This is a genomic window from Streptomyces sp. NBC_00158 (assembly GCF_045160885.1).
Taxonomy (GTDB): Bacteria; Actinomycetota; Actinomycetes; order Streptomycetales; family Streptomycetaceae; genus Streptomyces.
Genome location: NZ_CP108161.1, coordinates 4,918,129 through 4,937,270, shown reverse-complemented (window position 1 = coordinate 4,937,270; position 19,142 = coordinate 4,918,129). Strand labels below are relative to the sequence as shown.

The window sequence follows — 19,142 nt, the reverse complement described above, 5'->3', positions numbered from 1 at the left end:
CCTCCGGATGCGGTCGGTCGTCTGCCTGGCCGTCGGGGCCGGTCCTGGCCTGTTGGCACTCTGCGCGTGTGAGTGCCAGAGATCCCCCGGTCAGTGTACGGCCGGGTAGTACGCCGCAGGCAAGGGCGGCCCGCCAGGGTAGCGTCACCGCATGGACGTGCGTTGGGAAGAGTCGGGTTGGGAAAGGGTCACCGGACGGGTCGGCCGGCGACGGCTGCCGGTGTGGGACTGCACCGTGGGACTGGTGGTGGGGGACGAGTCGGTGCTGCTGATCGACCCCGGGTCGTCCGTGCGCGAGGGCGCGCAGGTGCGGGCCGAGGCGGAGCGGCTGACGGGCCGCCGCGTGACCCATATCGCATTCACGCACGGACATTTCGACCATGTGTTGGGCGGTGCGGCGTTCGCGGGGGCCGAGTTCTTCGGTGCGGTCGGCCTGGAGCGGATGCTGTCGGCGCCGACGGGCCGCGAGGACGTACGGATGAGCGCGGTCCGGATGGGTCTGGCGGAGGCGGAGGCCACGGAGGCCGCGGACCTGCTCCAGGCGCCCCGGCACCTGGTGTCCGGCGAGTGGACCCTGGAGCTGGGCGGGGTCCAGGTGCTGCTGGCGAACGTGGGTCCCGCGCACTCCGAGCACGACCTGGCGGTCTTCGTGCCGGGCGAGCGGGAGGCGGTGTTCTGCGGGGACCTGGTCGAGGAGTCGGGCGAACCGCAGGCCGGTTCGGACGCGGTGCCGGGCCAGTGGCCGGCCGCCCTGGACCGGCTGCTGTCGCTGGGCGGTGACGACGCGGTGTACGTGCCGGGTCACGGAGCGCTGGTGGACGCGGACTTCGTGCGTGCGCAACGCGACACACTGGCGGCGAGGTTCGGCGTGTCGGGGGCCTGAGGGCGCGGGCTCTCCTAGTGTCGGCCGGATGCGCGAGTACTCCCCCGACCTGACCCCGCAGTGGAAGCGTTCGAAGCCGGTGCCGGAGGTGCCGGCGGACCCGGACCTGGTGGTCGAGGTGGCGGGTACGGACTTCTGCGGCGCGGTGGTGGCCTGCGAGGCGGGCACGGTGACGCTGGAGGACCGCTTCGGCAAGCGCCGGGTGTTCCCGCTGGAGCCGAGCGGCTTCCTGCTGGACGGCGCGGTGGTGACCCTGACCCGCCCCCCGCGGGGGCCCGCCGCGCCCGCCCGTACGGCTTCGGGCTCGATCGCCGTCCCGGGGGCGCGGGCGCGGGTGGCGCGGGCCGGGCGGATCTACGTGGAGGGGCGGCACGACGCCGAGCTCGTGGAGCGGGTCTGGGGCGACGACCTGCGCATCGAGGGCGTGGTGGTGGAGTACCTGGAGGGCGTCGACGACCTGGCGGCGGTGGTCGCGGACTTCTCCCCCGGCCCGGACGCCCGTCTGGGGGTCCTGGTCGACCACCTCGTACCGGGCTCGAAGGAGTCCCGGATCGCGGCGTCGGTGACGGGGCCGGACGTGCTGGTGGTGGGCCACCCGTACGTGGACGTCTGGCAGGCGGTGAAGCCGTCGGCGCTGGGCATCGGGGCCTGGCCGGAGGTACCGCGCGGCCAGGACTGGAAGACGGGCGTCTGCCGGGCCCTGGGCTGGCCGCAGAACACGGGAGCCGCCTGGCAGCACATCCTGTCCCGCGTGACTTCTTACAGGGACCTGGAGCCGACGCTGCTGGGGCGGGTGGAGGAGCTGATCGACTTCGTCACGGCCGGCGGTAGCGCTTGAACTTGGGGAGCGTGCGGAACTCGCTGGTGTCCAGCTTGATCCCCAGGACATCCAGGGGAACCGGCAGCCCGAAGGCAGTGCTGAGTTCCATGTCGTAGTCCGCTTCCTCGCCCCGACCCGTCGGGTTGGTCAGCAGAACACACACGGCCTCGAAGGGGTCGATGATCAGGTATGCCGGAACCCGGCCGGCTGCATACATCGACCGCTTGAGCTCGTAGTCGTTGTGGACGCTGTTCTTCGACACGACCTCGACCAGCAGCGTGGTCGCCGGAGCGGGAACGAGCCTTCCGGGCCCGTCGAACGCTCCGTGCTCGACCACCACGAGGTCAGGCTGCGGCTCTGACGTCTCGCCGGGAATGGCGATGTCCTGGGTCTGAACCGGATACCACCTGTCAAGGGGGATCTGCTTCATGACGTGCAGGACGATCAGATTGTGGACCCAGTCGGGCCCGGCCATCATCACGATGTCCCCCCTGAGGAGCTCAGCCTTGAAGCCCTCCGGGACAACGAGGTCCTCGAAGAGCTTGGCGACATCCGTGATCAGCCGGTCATCCACAGCAGTCATCTCCGTGGTCCTTCGCGTTCGCCGCCGTCGCTTACGCCGGCGAGCCTAGGTCCAGCGTAAGCAGCGGCACCCGAGTTCCGTGGCTATTCACTCCACCGAGGGATCAGTCCACCAGGTCCCGCACCACCGCGTCCGCCAGCAGCCGCCCGCGCAGGGTCAGGACGGCCCGTCCGGCCCCGTACGGGGCCGCTTCCAGCAGGCCGTCCTCCAGGGCGCGCCGGGAGGCCGCCAGGCCCGCGGGGGCCAGCAGGGACAGGGGGACGCCGTCCACCAGGCGGAGCTCCAGCAGGATCCGCTCCACGCGGCGGTCCTCCGCCGAGAGGAGCTCGCGCCCCGCGCCCGGGGAGCGGCCCTCCGCGAGGGCGGCCGCGTAGGCGCCGGGGTGCTTCACGTTCCACCAGCGCACCCCGCCCACGTGCGAGTGCGCGCCGGGGCCCGCGCCCCACCAGTCGGCGCCGCGCCAGTACAGCTCGTTGTGCAGGCAGCGGCCGGCCTCGGAGGTGGCCCAGTTCGACACCTCGTACCAGGAGTACCCGGCGCGCTCCATGACCTCGTCGGCGATCAGGTAGCGGTCGGCGTGCACGTCGTCGTCGGTCATCGGGACCTCGCCGCGGCGGATCCGGCGGGCCAGCTGGGTGCCCTCCTCGACGATCAGGGCGTACGCGCTGACGTGGTCGGGGCCGGCGCCCAGCGCGGCCTCCAGGGAGGCCCGCCAGTCGTCGTCGGACTCGCCGGGGGTGCCGTAGATCAGGTCGAGGTTGACGTGCTCGAAGCCCGCCGCGCGCGCCTCGGCCACGCAGGCCTCGGGGCGGCCGGGGGTGTGGGTGCGGTCGAGGACCTTCAGTACGTGCTGCTTCGCGCTCTGCATGCCGAAGGAGATCCGGTTGAAGCCGCCGGCCCGCAGCTCGGCCAGGTACTCGGGGTTCACGGACTCCGGGTTGGCCTCGGTGGTGACCTCGGCGTCCTCGGCGAGGCCGAACTCGTCGCGGATCGCCGCGAGCATGCGTACGAGGTCCCCGGCGGGCAGCAGCGTGGGCGTGCCGCCGCCGACGAAGACGGTCCGCACGGCGCGCGGGTCGTCGCCGAGCACCTTGCGGGCGAGGCGGACCTCGTCGATCAGGGTGTCGGCGTAGTTCTCCCGGGAGGCGAGCACGCCGCCGGTGCCGCGCAGCTCGGTGGCGGTGTAGGTGTTGAAGTCGCAGTACCCGCAGCGGGTGGCGCAGTACGGGACGTGCAGGTAGAACCCGAGCGGCCGCTCCCCGGCGCCCTCCAGGGCGTGCGACGGCAGCGAGCCGTCTTCGGGCATGGGGTCACCATCGGGCAGTGCGGAAGGCATGCGCCCATTGTCCCGCACCGCCCCATGGTCGTTTACGCCCTCGCCGGGCCCACGGGCGCGAGGCGGCGCGGGGGCCGCCCGCCGGGCCGACGCACGCGGGGTGCGGGAGGTCGGCGGGGCGGTCCGCCACCCCGCCCCGTCCGGCTCGCCGCGAGGCGTCAGGCTTCCCGGGAGCCCTCGTACATCTCCTCGATGAGGTGCTTGAACTCACGCTCGACGACCGGCCGCTTCAGCTTGAGGCTGGGGGTGAGGTCGCCGTGCTCGACGTCGAGGTCGCGCGGCAGGATGCGGAACTTCTTGATCGTCTGCCAGCGCTGGAGGTTCTCGTTGAGGGTCTGTACGTAGGTCTCGATCAGCCGGCTGGTCTCCGGCGCGGCGAGGACCTCGCCGTACGTCTTGCCCTCCAGGCCGTTCTCGGCGGCCCAGCCGACGATGGCGGGCTCGTCGAGGGCGATCAGGGCGGAGCAGAAGTTCCGGTCGGCGCCGTGGACGACGATGGTCGACACGTACGGGCAGATCGCCTTGAACTGGCCCTCGATCTCGGCCGGGGCGACGTACTTGCCGCCGGAGGTCTTGATCAGGTCCTTCTTGCGGTCGGTGATGCGCAGGTAGCCGTCCGGGGAGAGCTCGCCGATGTCGCCGGTGTGCAGCCAGCCGTCGCTTTCGAGGACCTCGGCGGTCTTCTCGGGCTGGCCGTGGTAGCCCTGCATGATGCCGGGGCCGCGCAGCATGACCTCGCCGTCGTCGGCGATGCGGACCTCGGTGCCGGGGAGCGGCTTGCCGACCGTGCCGGTGCGGTAGGCCTCGCCGGGGTTGACGAAGGAGGCCGCGCTGGACTCGGTGAGGCCGTAGCCCTCCAGGATGTGGATGCCGGCGCCGGAGAAGAAGTAGCCGATCTCGGGGGCCAGGGCGGAGGCGCCGGAGACGGCGGCGCGCAGGCGGCCGCCGAAGGCCTCGCGGAGCTTGGAGTAGACGAGGGTGTCGGCGACCTTGTGCTTGGCGGAGAGCGCGAAGGGGGCGGTGGCCCGGCCGGTGCGGCGGTAGTTGTCCTGGGTGACCTTGGCGTACTCGCGGGCCACGCCCACCGACCACTGGAAGATCTTGTACTTGGCACCGCCGCCGGCCCGGGCCTTGGCGGCCACGCCGTTGTAGACCTTCTCGAAGATGCGCGGGACGGCCGCCATGTAGGTGGGCTGGACGACCGGCAGATTCTCGATGATCTTGTCGATGCGGCCGTCGACGGCGGTGACGTGGCCGACCTCGATCTGGCCGGAGGTGAGCACCTTGCCGAAGACGTGGGCGAGCGGCAGCCACAGGTACTGGACGTCGTCCGAGTTGATCATGCCGGTGGCCACGGTGGCCTTGGCCATGTACGACCAGTTGTCGTGCGGCAGGCGGACGCCCTTGGGGCGGCCGGTGGTGCCGGAGGTGTAGATCAGGGTGGCGAGCTGGTCGGGGGTGATGGCCGCGATCCGCTCCTTGACCGCCGCGGGGTGCTCGGCGAGGTGCTCCTTGCCGCGTTCCTCCAGCTCGGCGAGGGAGAGCACCCAGCCCTCCGGGTCGCCCTCGGCGGGCACGGCGTCGGCCGCCTCCAGGACCACCACGTGGGCGAGGTCGGGCAGGTCGGCGCGGCGCTCGCGGGCCTTGGCCAGCTGCTTGCCGTCCTCGGCGATCAGCACCCGGCTCTCGGAGTCCGAGAGGATGAAGGAGGACTCCTCGGCGTTGGTGCTGGGGTAGATGGTGGTCACCGCGCCGCCCGCGCACATCACGCCGAGGTCCGAGAGGATCCACTCGACGCGGGTGTTGGAGGCGAGCGCGACCCGCTGCTCGGGGCGCAGGCCGAGGGCGATGAGTCCGGCGGCGATGGCGAAGACCTTGTCGGCGGCCTGCCCCCAGCTGAGCGACTTCCAGTCGTCGGGACCGCCCTCGCGGCCGGCCGCGGCCACCGGGAAGCGGTAGGCCTCCGCGTTCGGCGTGGCGGCGACGCGGTCAAGGAAGAGGGCCGCCACGGTGGGCGGACGGTTCTCGATCAAGGTCTGTGTGTCGCTCACGGACGTCCTCCGGACCACGCGGCAGGGCCTGTTCGGGCATGACTACGGGCATGACTACGGGCTTGTAACTGGCGAGTAACCAATGCTCAGAGTAGGGGGCCTCAGGCTGGCGCGTAAGAGCCAACCGGCGGCCGATTCATAACGAAAGAGGCCCCCGAGCGTACGCTCGGGGGCCTCTTTCGCATACGGCGCTACTTCTTCTTGCCGCCGGACTCGTCGCTGGACAGGACCGCGATGAAGGCCTCCTGCGGGACCTCCACGGAGCCGACCATCTTCATCCGCTTCTTGCCTTCCTTCTGCTTCTCCAGCAGCTTCCGCTTGCGGGAGATGTCACCGCCGTAGCACTTGGCGAGGACGTCCTTGCGGATGGCGCGGATGGTCTCGCGGGCGATGACGCGGGAGCCCACGGCGGCCTGGATCGGCACCTCGAAGGCCTGCCGCGGGATGAGCTCGCGCAGCTTGGCCACCAGGCGCACGCCATAGGCGTAGGCGGCGTCCTTGTGGCAGACGGCGGAGAAGGCGTCGACCTTGTCGCCGTGCAGCAGGATGTCGACCTTGACCAGGCTGGAGGCCTGCTCGCCGGTGGGCTCGTAGTCGAGGGAGGCGTAGCCGCGCGTCTTGGACTTCAGCTGGTCGAAGAAGTCGAACACGATCTCCGCGAGGGGGAGCGTGTAGCGGATCTCGACGCGGTCCTCGGAGAGGTAGTCCATGCCGAGCAGGGTGCCGCGGCGGGTCTGGCAGAGCTCCATGATCGCGCCGATGAACTCGGTCGGCGCGAGGACGGTGGCCCGTACGACCGGCTCGAAGACGTCCTTGATCTTGCCTTCGGGGAACTCGCTCGGGTTGGTGACGGTGACCTCCGTGCGGTCCTCCATCACGACCCGGTAGACCACGTTGGGCGCGGTGGCGATCAGGTCGAGGCCGAACTCTCGCTCCAGGCGCTCGCGGACCACGTCCAGGTGCAGCAGGCCGAGGAAGCCGACGCGGAAGCCGAAGCCCAGCGCCGCCGAGGTCTCGGGCTCGTAGACGAGCGCGGCGTCGTTGAGCTGGAGCTTGTCCAGGGCCTCGCGCAGCTCCGGGTAGTCCGAGCCGTCGAGCGGGTACAGGCCCGAGAAGACCATCGGCTTCGGGTCCTTGTAGCCGCCGAGGGACTCGGTGGCGCCGCCCGTCATCTGGGTGATGGTGTCGCCGACCTTGGACTGGCGGACGTCCTTCACACCGGTGATCAGGTAGCCCACCTCGCCGACGGAGAGGCCGTCGGCCGGCAGCATCTCGGGCGAGTTGGTGCCGATCTCCAGCAGCTCGTGCGTGGCGTTGGTGGACATCATCCGGATGCGCTCGCGCTTGTTGAGCGTGCCGTCGACCACACGGACGTACGTGACCACGCCCCGGTAGGAGTCGTAGACCGAGTCGAAGATCATCGCGCGGGCGGGGGCGTCCTTGACGCCGACCGGGGCCGGGACGGTCTCGACGACCTTGTTGAGCAGGGCGTCCACGCCGAGGCCGGTCTTCGCGGAGACCCGCAGGACGTCCTCGGGCTGGCAGCCGACCAGGTTCGCCAGCTCCTCGGCGAACTTCTCCGGCTGGGCGGCCGGCAGGTCGATCTTGTTCAGGACCGGGACGATCGCGAGGTCGTTCTCCATCGCCAGGTACAGGTTGGCGAGGGTCTGGGCCTCGATGCCCTGGGCGGCGTCCACCAGCAGGATCGTGCCCTCGCACGCGGCGAGGGAGCGGGAGACCTCGTAGGTGAAGTCGACGTGCCCGGGGGTGTCGATCATGTTCAGGATGTGCGTGGTGCCCGTGCCCGAGCCCTCGGTGGGGCTCCAGGGCAGGCGGACCGCCTGCGACTTGATCGTGATGCCGCGCTCACGCTCGATGTCCATGCGGTCGAGGTACTGGGCGCGCATCTGCCGCTGGTCGACGACGCCGGTGAGCTGGAGCATCCGGTCGGCGAGGGTCGACTTGCCGTGGTCGATGTGCGCGATGATGCAGAAATTACGGATCAGCGCCGGGTCGGTACGGCTCGGCTCGGGCACGTGGCTGGGGATGGCGGGCACGCAGTGTCCTGATTCTCGGTCGCTGTCGGATCTGCTGTCGGATCGGTAGGCAGACTTGTACGCAGACTCCCATGGTCCCATGGACGGGGGGATGCGCTCGGTTTGGGCCGGTCGAAGCGCGCCTGGTAGTCTGGGTGGCTGTGTCTCGCATGCCCTCTCAGCAGACGTGACACGAATCCGAAAAAACTCTGAACCTGAAAAGGCTCTTTCGTGGCGAACATCAAGTCCCAGATCAAGCGGAACAAGACCAACGAGAAGGCTCGCCTTCGCAACAAGTCGGTCAAGTCCGAGCTGCGCACCTTCATCCGCAAGGCCAACGAGGCGATCCTCGCGGGCGACGCGGAGAAGGCCACCGCTGCGGCCCGCCTGGCTTCCAAGAAGCTGGACAAGGCCGTCTCGAAGGGTGTCATCCACAAGAACGCCGCCGCCAACAAGAAGTCGGCGCTGGCCACCAAGGTTGCCGCCATCTGAGTTCCGCACTCGATGTGATCGCCGGGACGGACCAAGCGGGCCCTCTCATCCGCTCCTGACCGGCACCCCGCGCCGCACGCGGCCTGCGTTCGCCACGCGGGTGCGGCGCACACAGCAGTGACCGAAGGCCCCGGTTCCCCCCTTCCCCAGGGAGGAACCGGGGCCTTCGCGCATCCCCGGCCGGGGGTCTGGGGGCGGCCGGGGGTCTGGGGGCGGAGCCCCCGAGCACCCCGGTACCGGCTACCGCCCCCGCGAGGCCCTGGCGGCGCGCGCCACCGCCACGACCGCCTTCTCCAGCGCGTACTCCGGGTCGTCCCCGCCGCCCTTGACCCCCGCGTCGGCCAGCGCCACCGCGCGCAGCGCGTCCGCGACCCCGTCCGCCGACCAGCCCCGCATCTGCTGCCGGACCCGGTCGATCTTCCACGGCGGCATGCCGAGGTCCCGGGCGAGGTCGCCCGGACGGGCCCCGCGCGGGGCGGAGGCGAGCTTGCCGATGGCCCGTACGGCCTGCGCCAGGGCGCTGGTGATCAGCACGGGTGCCACACCGGTCGCGAGGGACCAGCGGAGGGCTTCGAGGGCCTCCGCGGCCCGGCCCTCGACCGCCCGGTCGGCGACCGTGAAGCTGGAGGCTTCCGCGCGGCCCGTGTAGTAGCGGCCGACCACGGCCTCGTCGATGGTGCCCTCGACGTCCGCGCACAGCTGCGCCGCCGCGCTCGCCAGCTCGCGCAGGTCGCTGCCGATCGCGTCCACCAGCGTCTGGCACGCCTCGGGGGTGGCCGAACGCCCCAGGGTCCGGAACTCCCCGCGTACGAACGACAGCCGGTCCGCCGCCTTCGTCATCTTCGGGCAGGCGACCTCGCGGGCGCCCGCCTTGCGCGCCGCGTCCAGCACGCCCTTGCCCTTGACCCCGCCCGCGTGCAGCAGGACCAAGGCGATCTCCTCGTACGGGTCGGCGAGGTAGGCCTTGAGCTCCTTCACCGTGTCCGCGCCCAGGTCCTGCGAGTTCCGCACGACCAGGACCTTGCGCTCGGAGAACAGCGAGGGGCTGGTCAGCTCCGCCAGCGTGCCGGGCTGGAGCTGGTCGGAGGTGAGGTCCCGTACGTCGGTGTCGGCGTCGGCCGCGCGGGCGGCCGTCACCACGTCCCGTACGGCGCGGTCGAGCAGCAGGTCCTCCTGCCCCACCGCGAGGGTGATCGGGGCGAGCGGATCGTCGGTGGGGTTCTTCCTGGTGGCCATCGGCCCCAGCATCCCACGCCGCACTGACAGCGCCCCGCGCCCGGTGCCCGAGAATGGTCGGGTGAACGTGCGACATGTACTGGTCCTGCCCGACCGCGACGCCGCCGAGGAGGTGGCCCAGGAGGCCGTGGACCGCTTCGGCCTCCCGGAGGAACCCCAGCTGGTGCGCGACGCGCTCGCCGGCGAGGACGACGCCGAGGACGCCCAGTGGCTGGTGGTCGTCGAGGACCCCCAGGAGCGCCTCGACGCCACCTCTCTGGACGAGCTCGCCGCCGAGTACGAGGGCTGGCTGGAAGCCCCGTAGGGACTCGCCCGCGCCTGCGCCTAGGCCTTGTGCACGATCTGCACGTCCAGCTCCACTTCCACGCTCGGCCCGATCGCCGCTATCCCCTGTGCCAGCACCGACTGCCAGTTCAGCGCGAAGTCCCCGCGGTTCAGCTCGGCCGTGGCCCGGCAGGCGGCCCGAGGCTCGCCCTCCAGGCCCGTGCCGTGGCCCAGGTACTGGGTGTCGAGGGTGACCGAACGGCTGACCCCGTGGAGGGTGAGGGCGCCGGCGACGGCCCAGCGGCTGCCGCTGCGGTGGATGAACCGCTCGCTGTAGAACTCCACCCGCGGGTGCCGGGCGGCGTCCAGGAAGTCGGCGGACCGCAGGTGGTCGTCCCGCCTGCGCATCCCGGTGTCGATGCTCGTCGTGTCGATGATCACGTGCATGGAGGAGTCCTCCATGCGCTCGGCTATCCGCACCGCGCCGGCGAAGGTCGTGAACCGTCCGTGGATCCGGGCGAAGCCCATGTGGCGGGCGGTGAAGGCGATCGACGAGTGCGTCGGGTCGAGCTCCCAGTGGCCGGGCTGCGGCAGCAGCGGCGGTTCCACCGAGTCCAGGATGATCTCCGCCGTGCCGGGCTGCGCCGGGTCCCCCACCAGCGTCGCCCCGTGGAAGGGCGCGTAGCCCTCGGCGGTGACGGAGAGCCGGTACTCGCCCTCCGGCATCGCCGCCGTGAACCCTCCGTAGGGATCCGTCTCCCCGCTGACGACCCGTCGGCCGATCGGATCGGTTACCTCGAACTTGGCCTGGCGGATGGGCTGGTGGACCGTGTCGAGCACCCGACAGCTCAACAGCCGCGCCGTGTGCGGCAGTGTGAGAGTCGCGGATGTGGTCGAAGCGGCACCACTGGTCGTCTCCATCCCCCGTCGGCGACCGAACATGGCTAGTGCACCCCCGTGCTGTGTGGACTTGGACCGGTCTGGCGAAGAGGCATTCGATCATGCTGTCGGGTTGTGGGCAAACAGAGTGGTCGCGCCCGGTATGACCACGCGCTTTCGGACGCCGTCCGGCCGGAAACGCACGCATCCGCGCTCCACTTCCGGAGACCGCCACGGAACCGTCCTCATCGGTGCGCAACACGGCCGCCCCATGGGCCCTGAGCTGCGCGATCGTGCCCGGTGCGGGGTGGCCGTAGCGGTTGCCGGCGCCGACGGGGACGATCGCCAGGCGTGGCCGGATCCGGTCATGGAGGCCGGGGTCCTGGTGCGCCGAGCCGTGGTGGGCGACCTTGAGCACGTCCACCGGCCCCAGTTCCGGATGCTCCCTCAGAAGTGCTTCCTGGGACGGCGGTTCGAGGTCACCGAGCAGCAGGAGCGTCAGACCCGAGGTGCGCACCAGCAGGGCGACGCTCGCGTCGTTGGGCCCCTCCGGCGGCGGAGCCGTCGCCGAGGGCCACAGCACCTGCCACTCCAGCGGGCCGGTCCGCCGCCGCTCCCCCGCCGCCGCCGGCACGACGGGCACCCCGGCCCGCGCCGCCGCCCGCCGGACCGAGGCCGCCTGCGCGGGCGGATCCTCCAGCGCGGTGGTTTCGATCACACCCACGGACCGCCCCCGCAGCACCCCGGAAACCCCTCCCACGTGGTCGGCGTGGAAGTGCGTCAGCAGGAGCAGCGGGATCCGGCTCACGCCCAGGTCGCGAAGGCAGTCGTCGACCGGCCCCGGTTCGGGCCCGGTGTCGACCACGACGGCCGTCCCGGGACCGGCGGCGAGCACACCGGCGTCGCCCTGGCCCACGGCGCACTGGACGTAGCTCCAGTCCGGCGGCGGCCAGCCGGTGACGGTACGCACCAGCTGCGGTGGCCGCAGCACCGCGACCAGCAGCACCACGGCAACGGCGGCGCAGACCCCGCGCCGCCGCCCGAGCCTGACCCCGAAGCCCACCACGGCCGCCGTGGCCGCGGCCAGCAGCAGTCCGCCGGCGAGCCCGCCGGGCCAGGGCAGCTCCGCCCCCGGCAGCCCGGCCCCGCCCCGCGCCACGGCGGCGATCCACCCGGCGGGCACCCCCGCGCAACGGGCCAGCAGCTCCGCGACGGGCATGGACAGCGGGGCCGCGGCGAGGACCGCGAAGCCGAGCACGGTCGCGGGGCCCGCCGCCAGCTCCGCCAGGAGGTTGCACGGAACGGCGACCAGGCTCACCCGGGCGGAGAGCACCGCCACCACCGGAGCGCACACGGCCTGCGCCGCGAGGGCCGCCCCCAGGGCGTCGGCGAGGCGCGCCGGCGTCCCCCGCCGCCGCAGGGCCCCGCTCCAGCGCGGCCCGAGGGTGAGCAGCGCCCCGGTGGCCAGCACCGAGAGGAGGAACCCGGCGCTGCGGGCGAGCCACGGGTCGTACAGCACGAGCAGCAGCACGGCCCCGGCCAGGGCGGGGACGAGGGACCGGCGCCGCCCGGTGGCGAGGGCCAGCAGGGTGACCGCCCCGCAGGCGGCCGCCCGCAACACGCTCGGGTCGGGCCGGCAGACCACCACGAAGGCCAGCGTCAGCGCCGCCCCGCCCAGCGCGGTGGCCCGCAGCGAGAGCCCCAGCCGGGGCGCGAGCCCGCTCCGCTCGGCGCGCTGCGCGCGGGCCGGGGAGCCGATCAGCAGGTACAGGACCACGTTCAGGTTGGAGCCCGAGACGGCCAGCAGGTGCAGCAGGTCGGTGGCCCTGAACGCCTCGTGCAGCTCGGGCGGGACCCGGGAGGTGTCCCCGACCACCAGCCCCGGCAGCAGGGCCCTGGCGTCCCCGGGGAGCCCCTCCGTGGCCTCCCGCAGCCCGGCCCGCAGCGCCCCCGCGAGCCGCTGCACCCGGTCGGGGCCGCCCGTCACCCCGGGCGGGGTGTCCCCGGCCGGGCGGAGCAGGGCCACGGCCCGCTCCCCGTCCCGGACCGGCGCCAGCCGGGCCACCACCGTGACCCGGGTCGAGGGTTCCAGCCGGGCCCACCCCGGATGCCCGGCCAGCACCCGCACCGGGGCCTCCACCCGGCTCCGCGTCCCGTCGGGCCCGCTCACCCCGGTCAGCACCGCGTCCAGCACCACCACCGGCGGCCCGGCCCCGCCCCGGGCCGCCCGGGGGTCCGAGCCGACGGTGAGCTCCGCACGCACCCGGGCGTGCTCCCCGGCCAGCCGGGCCACCGGCCCCGCCCGCGCCTCGGCCCGCTCCAGCCCGGCCACCCCCGCCCCGGCGGCGGCGCAGAGCAGCGCGGCGGCCACGGCCGGTCCGACGCCCCACGGCGGCTGCGACCCGCGGCGGCCGGCGAGCAGCAGCGCCCCGGCCGCGGCCGCCGCGAGCCCCGCCCCGGCGGCGCTCCACCCGCCCGGCACCCCGAGCGCCAGGGCGGCCGCGCCCCAGGCCGCCACGGCGGGCACCACCAGCCGCAGATCCACCGGCCCGGCCGACTCCCCCTCGGCCGGCCCCCGCCCGGCCCGCTCCCGCCCGGCCCGCTCCCGCTCGACCGACTCCCCCTCTGCCGGCTCCCGCCCGGCCGGCTCCCCGGCGGCGCTCACGGCCGCACCAGCCTTCGCAGCTCGGCGAACCTCCGCTCGCCGATCCCGTCGACCTGCCGGAGCTCCTCCACGGCCCGGAACCCGCCCCGGGCGGTCCGGAAGTCGACGATCTTCCTGGCGAGCACGGGGCCCACCCCGGGCAGCCCGTCCAGCTGCTCCACCGTCGCGCTGCCGAGGCTCAGCGGACCGGCCCCGCCGCCCGCACCCGCTCCGGGGCCGGCGCTGCCCGCCGCCGGCTGCGCGGTGGCACCCACCAGCACCTGTTCGCCGTCCACCAGGACCCGGGCCCGGTTGAGCCCGGTGGTGTCCGTGCCCGGCCGCACGCCCCCGGCGGCGGCCAGCGCGTCCTCCACCCGCGAGCCGGTGGGCAGCCTCCGCACCCCGGGATCGCGGACCTTGCCGCTCACGTCCACCACGATGCGGGCGCTCCCGCCGGCCGGTCCCGCCGACGCCACCGGGGCGGAGGCGACGGGGCCGGGCCCGAGCACGGCCGGGGCCGTCACCGGCTGCGGCCGGCCCGGCCAGTACCGCAGCCCGGCGAAGCCGACCGCCACCACCAGCACCACCGCGACGGCGGCGACCGTCCTCGGCTCCACCCCGCACCGGACCTGCACCCACACCGGCAGCCGCTCCCGCAGCGCCAGCCTCCGCGCCTCCCCATCCCCCAAGGCCGACCCAGCCGCCCCGGCGGGCTCCACCACCCCGGCGGGCTCGGCCACCCCCGGCGGATCCGCCCCGCCCGCCAGCAGTGCCTCGGCCCTGCGCCGCACCCGGGCGGGATCGGGCCGGGACCGGGCACGGGTGCGGCGCCGGTCGCGGAGCCTGCCGTCGGACCGGCGCCCCCGCCCGGGCCCGCTGCCACCGCCACCGCCACCACCACCGCCACCGCCACCGCCACCGGCGGAGGGGGAAGCCGCGGGGACACCGGTGGAAGCAGGGAGGAGACCCGTGGAAGGGACCGTGGACCGACCTGGAGTACGCGTTCGAAGAGTCATGCCCCGAAGCTAGGGCCGACCCCGGCACCACCGCTCGGAGCCCTCAATTCCGGTGGATGACCGGCCCGTTGTGGACAACCCGGCCACCCTTCCGGGTGATCAGCGGGGCGAGACGACCGCCGCCAGCAGCCCCGGTCCGGTGTGCGCGCCGATCACCGCGCCCACCTCGCTGACGTGCAGCTCGACCAGGCCGGGGATGCGCTCGCGCAGCCGTTCGGCGAGCTTCTCGGCCCGCTCCGGGGCCGCCAGGTGGTGGACGGCGACGTCGACGCTCCGCGCCCCGGCCCGTTCGACGGCCAGCTCCTCCAGCCGGGCGATGGCCTTGGAGGCCGTGCGCACCTTCTCCAGCATCTCGATCCGCCCGCCGTCCAGGGTCAGCAGCGGTTTGACCGCCAGCGCCGAGCCGAGGAGGGCCTGCGCGGCCCCGATCCGGCCGCCGCGCCGCAGGTAGTCGAGGGTGTCCACGTAGAAGTAGGCCGACATCTCCGCGGCCCGCTTCTCGGCGGCGGCCACGGCCTCGTCGGCGGACCCGCCGGCCTCGGCGGTCTCGGCGGCGGCGAGTGCGCAGAAGCCGAGGGCCATGGCGACCATGCCGGTGTCGACGACGCGGACCGGCACGGGGGCGGTCCGGGCCGCGACCACGGCGGCGTCGTAGGTGCCGGAGAACTCGGCGGACAGGTGCAGGCTCACGATGCCGGTGGCTCCGGCCTCCGCGGCCTCCTGGTAGGCCCGTACGAACCGTTCCGGGCCGGGGCGCGAGGTGGTGACCGGGCGGCGCTTCTGCAGGGCCGCGGCGAGGCTGCGGGCCGAGATCTCGGTCCCGTCCTCCAGGGCCTCGTCTCCCAGGACCACGGTCAGGGGGACGGAGGTGATCCCGTGCCGCGCCATCGCCTGCGGGGGCAGGTAGGCCGTGGAATCGGTGACGATCGCGACATGGCGGGACATGAGCCGGAGGTTACCGGCAGCGGGGGCCTTCCGGCAGCCCGGGCCGCCCCCTCACCCGGAACCGCCGCCGCTCGACCCCCGCGCCGCCCCGGCCCCTCCTCCGCTCAGGTGGTGGCTTCGGGCCTGGGGGCCTTCTGCCAGGGGTACGCCGCCGCCGGAGCGGCGGGGTCCAGCGCCGGCCGCCCGGGGTCCGCCGGCCGCGCCGCTTCCCCGGCCCGCTGCGACGGCTGGGCCTGCCCGGCGCCCCGCCCGGCGTCCGGAGCCGCGCCCGGGCCGCCCGCGGCCTCCTGGCGCGCGTCCCAGGCCGCCGCGGCGGCCGCCAGGTCGTCGACGGACTCCCGGGACCAGTCCCGCAGCGCGTCCGACTCGACCTCGATCTGCTCCGAGAGCAGCGCCAGCTCGTCGTCCGCGAACCGGCGGGCGCGGTCGCGGGCCGCCCACCGCAGCGAATCGGCCGACTTCGTGATCTTGAGGGTGCGCTCCCGCAGCTCGGGCAGCCGCTCCGCGATCCGCTTCCGGTCGGGCTCCTGCTCCAGCCGCTTCAGCTCGTCGTCCAGCTCGTGCCCGTGCCGGCTCAGCCGCTCGAAGAGGGCGACGGACTCCGCCAGCGAGCCGTCCGACCGCACTCCCTGGTACAGGGCGGCCTGGGTGGCGCGCATGGAGTTGCGCAGGTCGAGCCGGAGCTGGGCCAGCGAGCCGGAGACCCCGGTCTGGCCGATGCTCCTGGCCTTCAGGGTGGTGTCCTCCACCGTCCGGCGGGCCTGCGTGATCGTCCGGTCCACGCCGCGCTTGGCCGCGCCGACCGCCTTGACCGTGGCCCAGGCGCCCAGCCCCAGGAAGGCGAACAGCACCACCAGGGCAAAGATGATGATCAACGCGCCTACCTCCATGAGGTTCCCTTCCCCGGCTTGTTCCCGTCCCTCCCACCGTAAACGCCGCGGGCAGGCCAGGGGTTCCAATCGAACCCCCAACCTGCCCGTACGGGATCACCCCGAGAAGCCGGCGGCCTGTGCCCGCGGCCGTCAGATGACGATGTTCACCAGCTTCGGCGCGCGCACGATCACCTTGCGGATCTCCGCGCCGCCCAGGGCCGCGACGACGCCCGCGTCGGTGACGGCCAGCTGCTCCAGGTCGGCCTCCGAGATGCTCGGCGACACCTCCAGGCGGGCCTTGACCTTGCCCTTGACCTGGACCACGCAGGTGACCGTCTCGTCCACGACGTACGCCGGGTCCGCGACCGGGAAGTCCTGGTGGACGACCGAGTCGGTGTGGCCCAGGCGGTGCCACAGCTCCTCCGCGATGTGCGGCGCCAGCGGGGCGACCAGCAGCACCAGGCGCTCGGCCACGGACCGCTCCAGCGGGCGGCCCGCCTTCGTCAGGGCGTTGTTCAGCTCGGTGATCTTCGCGATCGCCGTGTTGAAGCGCAGGCCCGCCATGTCGGCGCCGGCCCCGTCGATGGCCTTGTGCAGGGCGCGCAGGGTGGCCTCGTCGGGCTCGCCGTCGACGACGGTGACCTCGCCGGTCTCCTCGTCCACGATGTTGCGCCACAGGCGCTGCAGCAGGCGGTACTGGCCGACGACGGCGCGGGTGTCCCACGGACGCGAGACGTCCAGCGGGCCCATCGCCATCTCGTACAGGCGCAGGGTGTCCGCGCCGTACTCCTCGCAGATCTCGTCGGGCGTGACGGCGTTCTTCAGGGACTTGCCCATCTTGCCGTGCTCGCGCTTGACGGGCTCGCCCTGGTAGAAGTACCCGCCGTCGCGCTCCTCGACCTCGGCCGCCGGGACGTACACACCGCGCGCGTCGGTGTAGGCGTACGCCTGGATCATGCCCTGGTTGAACAGCTTGTGGAACGGCTCGGCCGACGAGACGTGGCCCAGGTCGAACAGGACCTTGGACCAGAAGCGGGCGTACAGCAGGTGCAGCACCGCGTGCTCGGCGCCGCCCACGTACAGGTCGACGCCGCCGTGCGGCGCGCCCTCGCGCGGGCCCATCCAGTACTGCTCGATCTCCGGGTCCACCAGGGCGGACGCGTTGTTCGGGTCCAGGTAGCGCAGCTCGTACCAGCAGGAACCGGCCCAGTTGGGCATGGTGTTGGTCTCGCGGCGGTAGGACTTCACGCCGTCGCCCAGGTCCAGCTCCACGTTGACCCACGCCTCGTTGCGCGACAGCGGGGTCTCCGGCTTGGAGGCGGCGTCGTCGGGCTCGAAGGTGCGCGGCGAGTAGTCCTCGACCTCCGGCAGCTCCAGCGGCAGCATCGACTCGGGCAGCGAGTGGGCGACGCCGTCCGCGTCGTAGACGATCGGGAAGGGCTCGCCCCAGTACCGCTGGCGGCTGAACAGCCAGTCGCGCAGGCGGAAGTTGACGGTGCCCTCGCCGATGCCGCGCCCGGTCAGCCATTCGGTGATGGCGGCCTTGGCCTCGACGACGCCCAGGCCGTCCAGCGAGATGCCCTCGCCGGCGGAGTTGACCAGCTTCGCGTCGTAGGAGACGAAGGCGTCCTCCCAGTCGGCGGTGTCGGTGCCGCGGCCGTCCGTCGGCTCGACGACGCAGCGGACCGGCAGCTCGAAGGCGCGGGCGAACTCGAAGTCGCGGGCGTCGTGCGCCGGGACGGCCATGATCGCGCCGGTGCCGTAGCCCATCAGCACGTAGTCGGCGATGAAGACGGGGACCTTGTCGCCGCTGACCGGGTTGACCGCGTACTCGCCGGTGAAGACACCGGTCTTGTCCTTGGCCTCGGCCTGCCGCTCGACGTCCGACTTGGAGGCGGCCTGCTTGCGGTACGCGGCCACGGCCTCGGCGGGGGTGGCGTAGCCGCCGGTCCACACGTCGTGGGTGCCCTCGGGCCACGCGGCCGGGACGAACTTCTCGACCAGCGGGTGCTCGGGCGCCAGGACCATGTAGGTGGCGCCGAACAGCGTGTCCGGACGGGTGGTGAAGACGGTGATGGCCTCGTCGCCCAGCGCGAAGTCGACGCGGGCGCCCTCGCTGCGGCCGATCCAGTTGCGCTGCTGCAGCTTGATGGCCTCGGGCCAGTCCAGCGCGTCCAGGTCGTCGATCAGGCGGTCCGCGTAGGCGGTGATCCGCATGTTCCACTGGCTCAGGCGGGACTTGAAGACGGGGAAGTTGCCGCGCTCGGACCGGCCGTCGGCGGTGACCTCCTCGTTGGCCAGTACGGTGCCCAGCCCGGGACACCAGTTCACGGGCGCGTCGGAGGCGTAGGCCAGGCGGAAGCCGTTCAGCACGTCGGCGCGCTCGCCGGCGGTCAGGTCCGCCCAGGCGCGGCCCCCGGGGACCTCACGGGTGCCGTTCTCGAAGGCGGCGACCAGCTCGGAGACCGGGCGGGCCTTCTTCGCGTCGGCGTCGTACCAGGAGTTGTAGATCTGCAGGAAGATCCACTGCGTCCACTTGTAGTACTCGGGGTCGATCGTCGCGAAGGACCGGCGCTTGTCGTGGCCCAGGCCCAGGCGGCGCAGCTGGACCTTCATGTTCTCGATGTTCGCCTCGGTCGACACGCGCGGGTGCGTGCCGGTCTGCACGGCGTACTGCTCCGCCGGCAGGCCGAAGGCGTCGAAGCCCAGGGTGTGCAGGACGTTGTGGCCGGACATCCTCTGGTGGCGCGCGAAGACGTCGGTGGCGATGTAGCCCAGCGGGTGGCCGACGTGCAGGCCCGCACCGGAGGGGTACGGGAACATGTCCATGATGAACTTCTTGGGCCGGGCGACGACCGCCGGGTCGCCGGCCAGGTCACCGGTCGGGTTCGGCGCCTCGTAGGTGCCCTCCGCGTCCCATACGTCCTGCCAGCGTGCCTCGATGTCGGCGGCCATGGCAGCCGTGTAACGGTGCCCCTCGGCCGCCTCGGGGGCCGGGGTGTTCGTCTCGCTCATGATTTCTGAAGCTCCATCGATCGTCTCTGCCGTCTCTGCCCGCCCAAACGAAAAAGCCCCTCGCACAGGA

General features: G+C 73.1%; 14 protein-coding genes and 1 pseudogene. 4 read left to right on the top strand and 11 right to left on the bottom strand.

Annotated features, from left to right (window positions below; genetic code table 11):
* Nucleotides 1–151 precede the first annotated feature (151 nt).
* The gene (locus OG553_RS22685; protein WP_405980734.1) at nucleotides 152–883 is read left to right on the top strand and encodes an MBL fold metallo-hydrolase; all 732 of its coding nucleotides are present in this window, start codon (nucleotides 152–154) and stop codon (nucleotides 881–883) included.
* 28 nt (nucleotides 884–911) lie between these two features.
* Nucleotides 912–1,721, top strand: coding sequence for a DUF3097 domain-containing protein (locus tag OG553_RS22680; RefSeq protein WP_405980733.1), 810 nt, complete (start codon nucleotides 912–914; stop codon nucleotides 1,719–1,721).
* Here the strand turns inward: OG553_RS22680 and OG553_RS22675 are convergent.
* The 4 genes from OG553_RS22675 to lepA form a co-directional block, all read right to left on the bottom strand.
* Nucleotides 1,699–2,286 carry a Uma2 family endonuclease gene (locus OG553_RS22675; RefSeq protein ID WP_405980732.1) on the bottom strand — a complete coding sequence of 196 codons (588 nt, stop codon included), beginning with the start codon at nucleotides 2,284–2,286 and terminating at the stop codon, nucleotides 1,699–1,701. The two genes, OG553_RS22680 and OG553_RS22675, sit on opposite strands and share 23 nt — an antisense overlap.
* A 103-nt stretch (nucleotides 2,287–2,389) precedes the next feature.
* Complete coding sequence (gene hemW, locus OG553_RS22670) at nucleotides 2,390–3,622, bottom strand: radical SAM family heme chaperone HemW (protein WP_405980731.1); 1,233 nt, start codon at nucleotides 3,620–3,622, stop codon at nucleotides 2,390–2,392.
* A 158-nt stretch (nucleotides 3,623–3,780) separates the two neighbouring features.
* Complete coding sequence (locus OG553_RS22665) at nucleotides 3,781–5,673, bottom strand: AMP-dependent synthetase/ligase (RefSeq protein WP_405980730.1); 1,893 nt, start codon at nucleotides 5,671–5,673, stop codon at nucleotides 3,781–3,783.
* 191 nt (nucleotides 5,674–5,864) lie between these two features.
* The gene (lepA, locus tag OG553_RS22660; RefSeq protein WP_405980729.1) at nucleotides 5,865–7,730 is read right to left on the bottom strand and encodes a translation elongation factor 4; all 1,866 of its coding nucleotides are present in this window, start codon (nucleotides 7,728–7,730) and stop codon (nucleotides 5,865–5,867) included.
* 210 nt (nucleotides 7,731–7,940) lie between these two features.
* Here lepA and rpsT point away from each other — a divergent pair, with 210 nt between their 5' ends.
* Entirely contained in the window at nucleotides 7,941–8,201 is a 261-nt protein-coding gene (gene rpsT, locus OG553_RS22655) for a 30S ribosomal protein S20 (RefSeq protein WP_007264006.1), read from the top strand.
* Nucleotides 8,202–8,441: 240 nt separating this feature from the next.
* Here the strand turns inward: rpsT and holA are convergent, their stop codons facing one another.
* Nucleotides 8,442–9,437 (bottom strand): DNA polymerase III subunit delta, encoded by a 996-nt coding sequence (gene holA, locus OG553_RS22650; RefSeq protein WP_405980728.1) that lies wholly within the window; start codon nucleotides 9,435–9,437, stop codon nucleotides 8,442–8,444.
* A gap of 61 nt (nucleotides 9,438–9,498) precedes the next feature.
* Between holA and OG553_RS22645 the strand changes: the two genes are divergently transcribed.
* Nucleotides 9,499–9,741, top strand: a complete 243-nt coding sequence (locus OG553_RS22645) for a hypothetical protein (RefSeq protein ID WP_362472410.1) — start codon at nucleotides 9,499–9,501, stop codon at nucleotides 9,739–9,741.
* 20 nt (nucleotides 9,742–9,761) lie between these two features.
* Here OG553_RS22645 and OG553_RS22640 read toward each other — a convergent pair whose 3' ends face one another.
* The 6 genes and pseudogenes from OG553_RS22640 to leuS all read right to left on the bottom strand — a co-directional run bounded on the left by OG553_RS22640 (nucleotide 9,762) and on the right by leuS (nucleotide 19,072).
* On the bottom strand, nucleotides 9,762–10,643 hold the full coding sequence (locus OG553_RS22640) for a YceI family protein (protein WP_385771611.1): 882 nt from the start codon (nucleotides 10,641–10,643) through the stop codon (nucleotides 9,762–9,764).
* A gap of 124 nt (nucleotides 10,644–10,767) precedes the next feature.
* A pseudogene (locus tag OG553_RS22635) lies at nucleotides 10,768–13,245 on the bottom strand (ComEC/Rec2 family competence protein); the annotation flags it as partial.
* Nucleotides 13,242–14,015 carry a helix-hairpin-helix domain-containing protein gene (locus OG553_RS22630; protein WP_405980727.1) on the bottom strand — a complete coding sequence of 258 codons (774 nt, stop codon included), beginning with the start codon at nucleotides 14,013–14,015 and terminating at the stop codon, nucleotides 13,242–13,244. The pseudogene OG553_RS22635 and the gene OG553_RS22630, both read right to left, overlap by 4 nt.
* 324 nt (nucleotides 14,016–14,339) lie before the next feature.
* Complete coding sequence (locus OG553_RS22625) at nucleotides 14,340–15,185, bottom strand: DegV family protein (RefSeq protein ID WP_405980726.1); 846 nt, start codon at nucleotides 15,183–15,185, stop codon at nucleotides 14,340–14,342.
* Nucleotides 15,186–15,289: 104 nt separating this feature from the next.
* A complete protein-coding gene (locus OG553_RS22620; protein WP_405980725.1) occupies nucleotides 15,290–16,075 on the bottom strand; it encodes a hypothetical protein in 786 nt (261 codons plus the stop codon).
* Between the two features lie 132 nt (nucleotides 16,076–16,207).
* A complete protein-coding gene (leuS, locus tag OG553_RS22615) occupies nucleotides 16,208–19,072 on the bottom strand; it encodes a leucine--tRNA ligase (protein ID WP_405980724.1) in 2,865 nt (954 codons plus the stop codon).
* Nucleotides 19,073–19,142 lie beyond the last annotated feature (70 nt).

Coding starts and splice junctions, on each gene's coding strand:
- OG553_RS22675 (WP_405980732.1), bottom strand. CDS start 2,286: ATGACTGCTGTGGATGACCGGCTGATCACGGATGTCGCCAAGCTCTTC.
- leuS (WP_405980724.1), bottom strand. CDS start 19,072: ATGAGCGAGACGAACACCCCGGCCCCCGAGGCGGCCGAGGGGCACCGT.
- holA (WP_405980728.1), bottom strand. CDS start 9,437: ATGGCCACCAGGAAGAACCCCACCGACGATCCGCTCGCCCCGATCACC.
- OG553_RS22685 (WP_405980734.1), top strand. CDS start 152: ATGGACGTGCGTTGGGAAGAGTCGGGTTGGGAAAGGGTCACCGGACGG.
- OG553_RS22640 (WP_385771611.1), bottom strand. CDS start 10,643: ATGTTCGGTCGCCGACGGGGGATGGAGACGACCAGTGGTGCCGCTTCG.
- hemW (WP_405980731.1), bottom strand. CDS start 3,622: ATGCCTTCCGCACTGCCCGATGGTGACCCCATGCCCGAAGACGGCTCG.
- OG553_RS22625 (WP_405980726.1), bottom strand. CDS start 15,185: ATGTCCCGCCATGTCGCGATCGTCACCGATTCCACGGCCTACCTGCCC.
- OG553_RS22620 (WP_405980725.1), bottom strand. CDS start 16,075: ATGGAGGTAGGCGCGTTGATCATCATCTTTGCCCTGGTGGTGCTGTTC.
- OG553_RS22680 (WP_405980733.1), top strand. CDS start 912: ATGCGCGAGTACTCCCCCGACCTGACCCCGCAGTGGAAGCGTTCGAAG.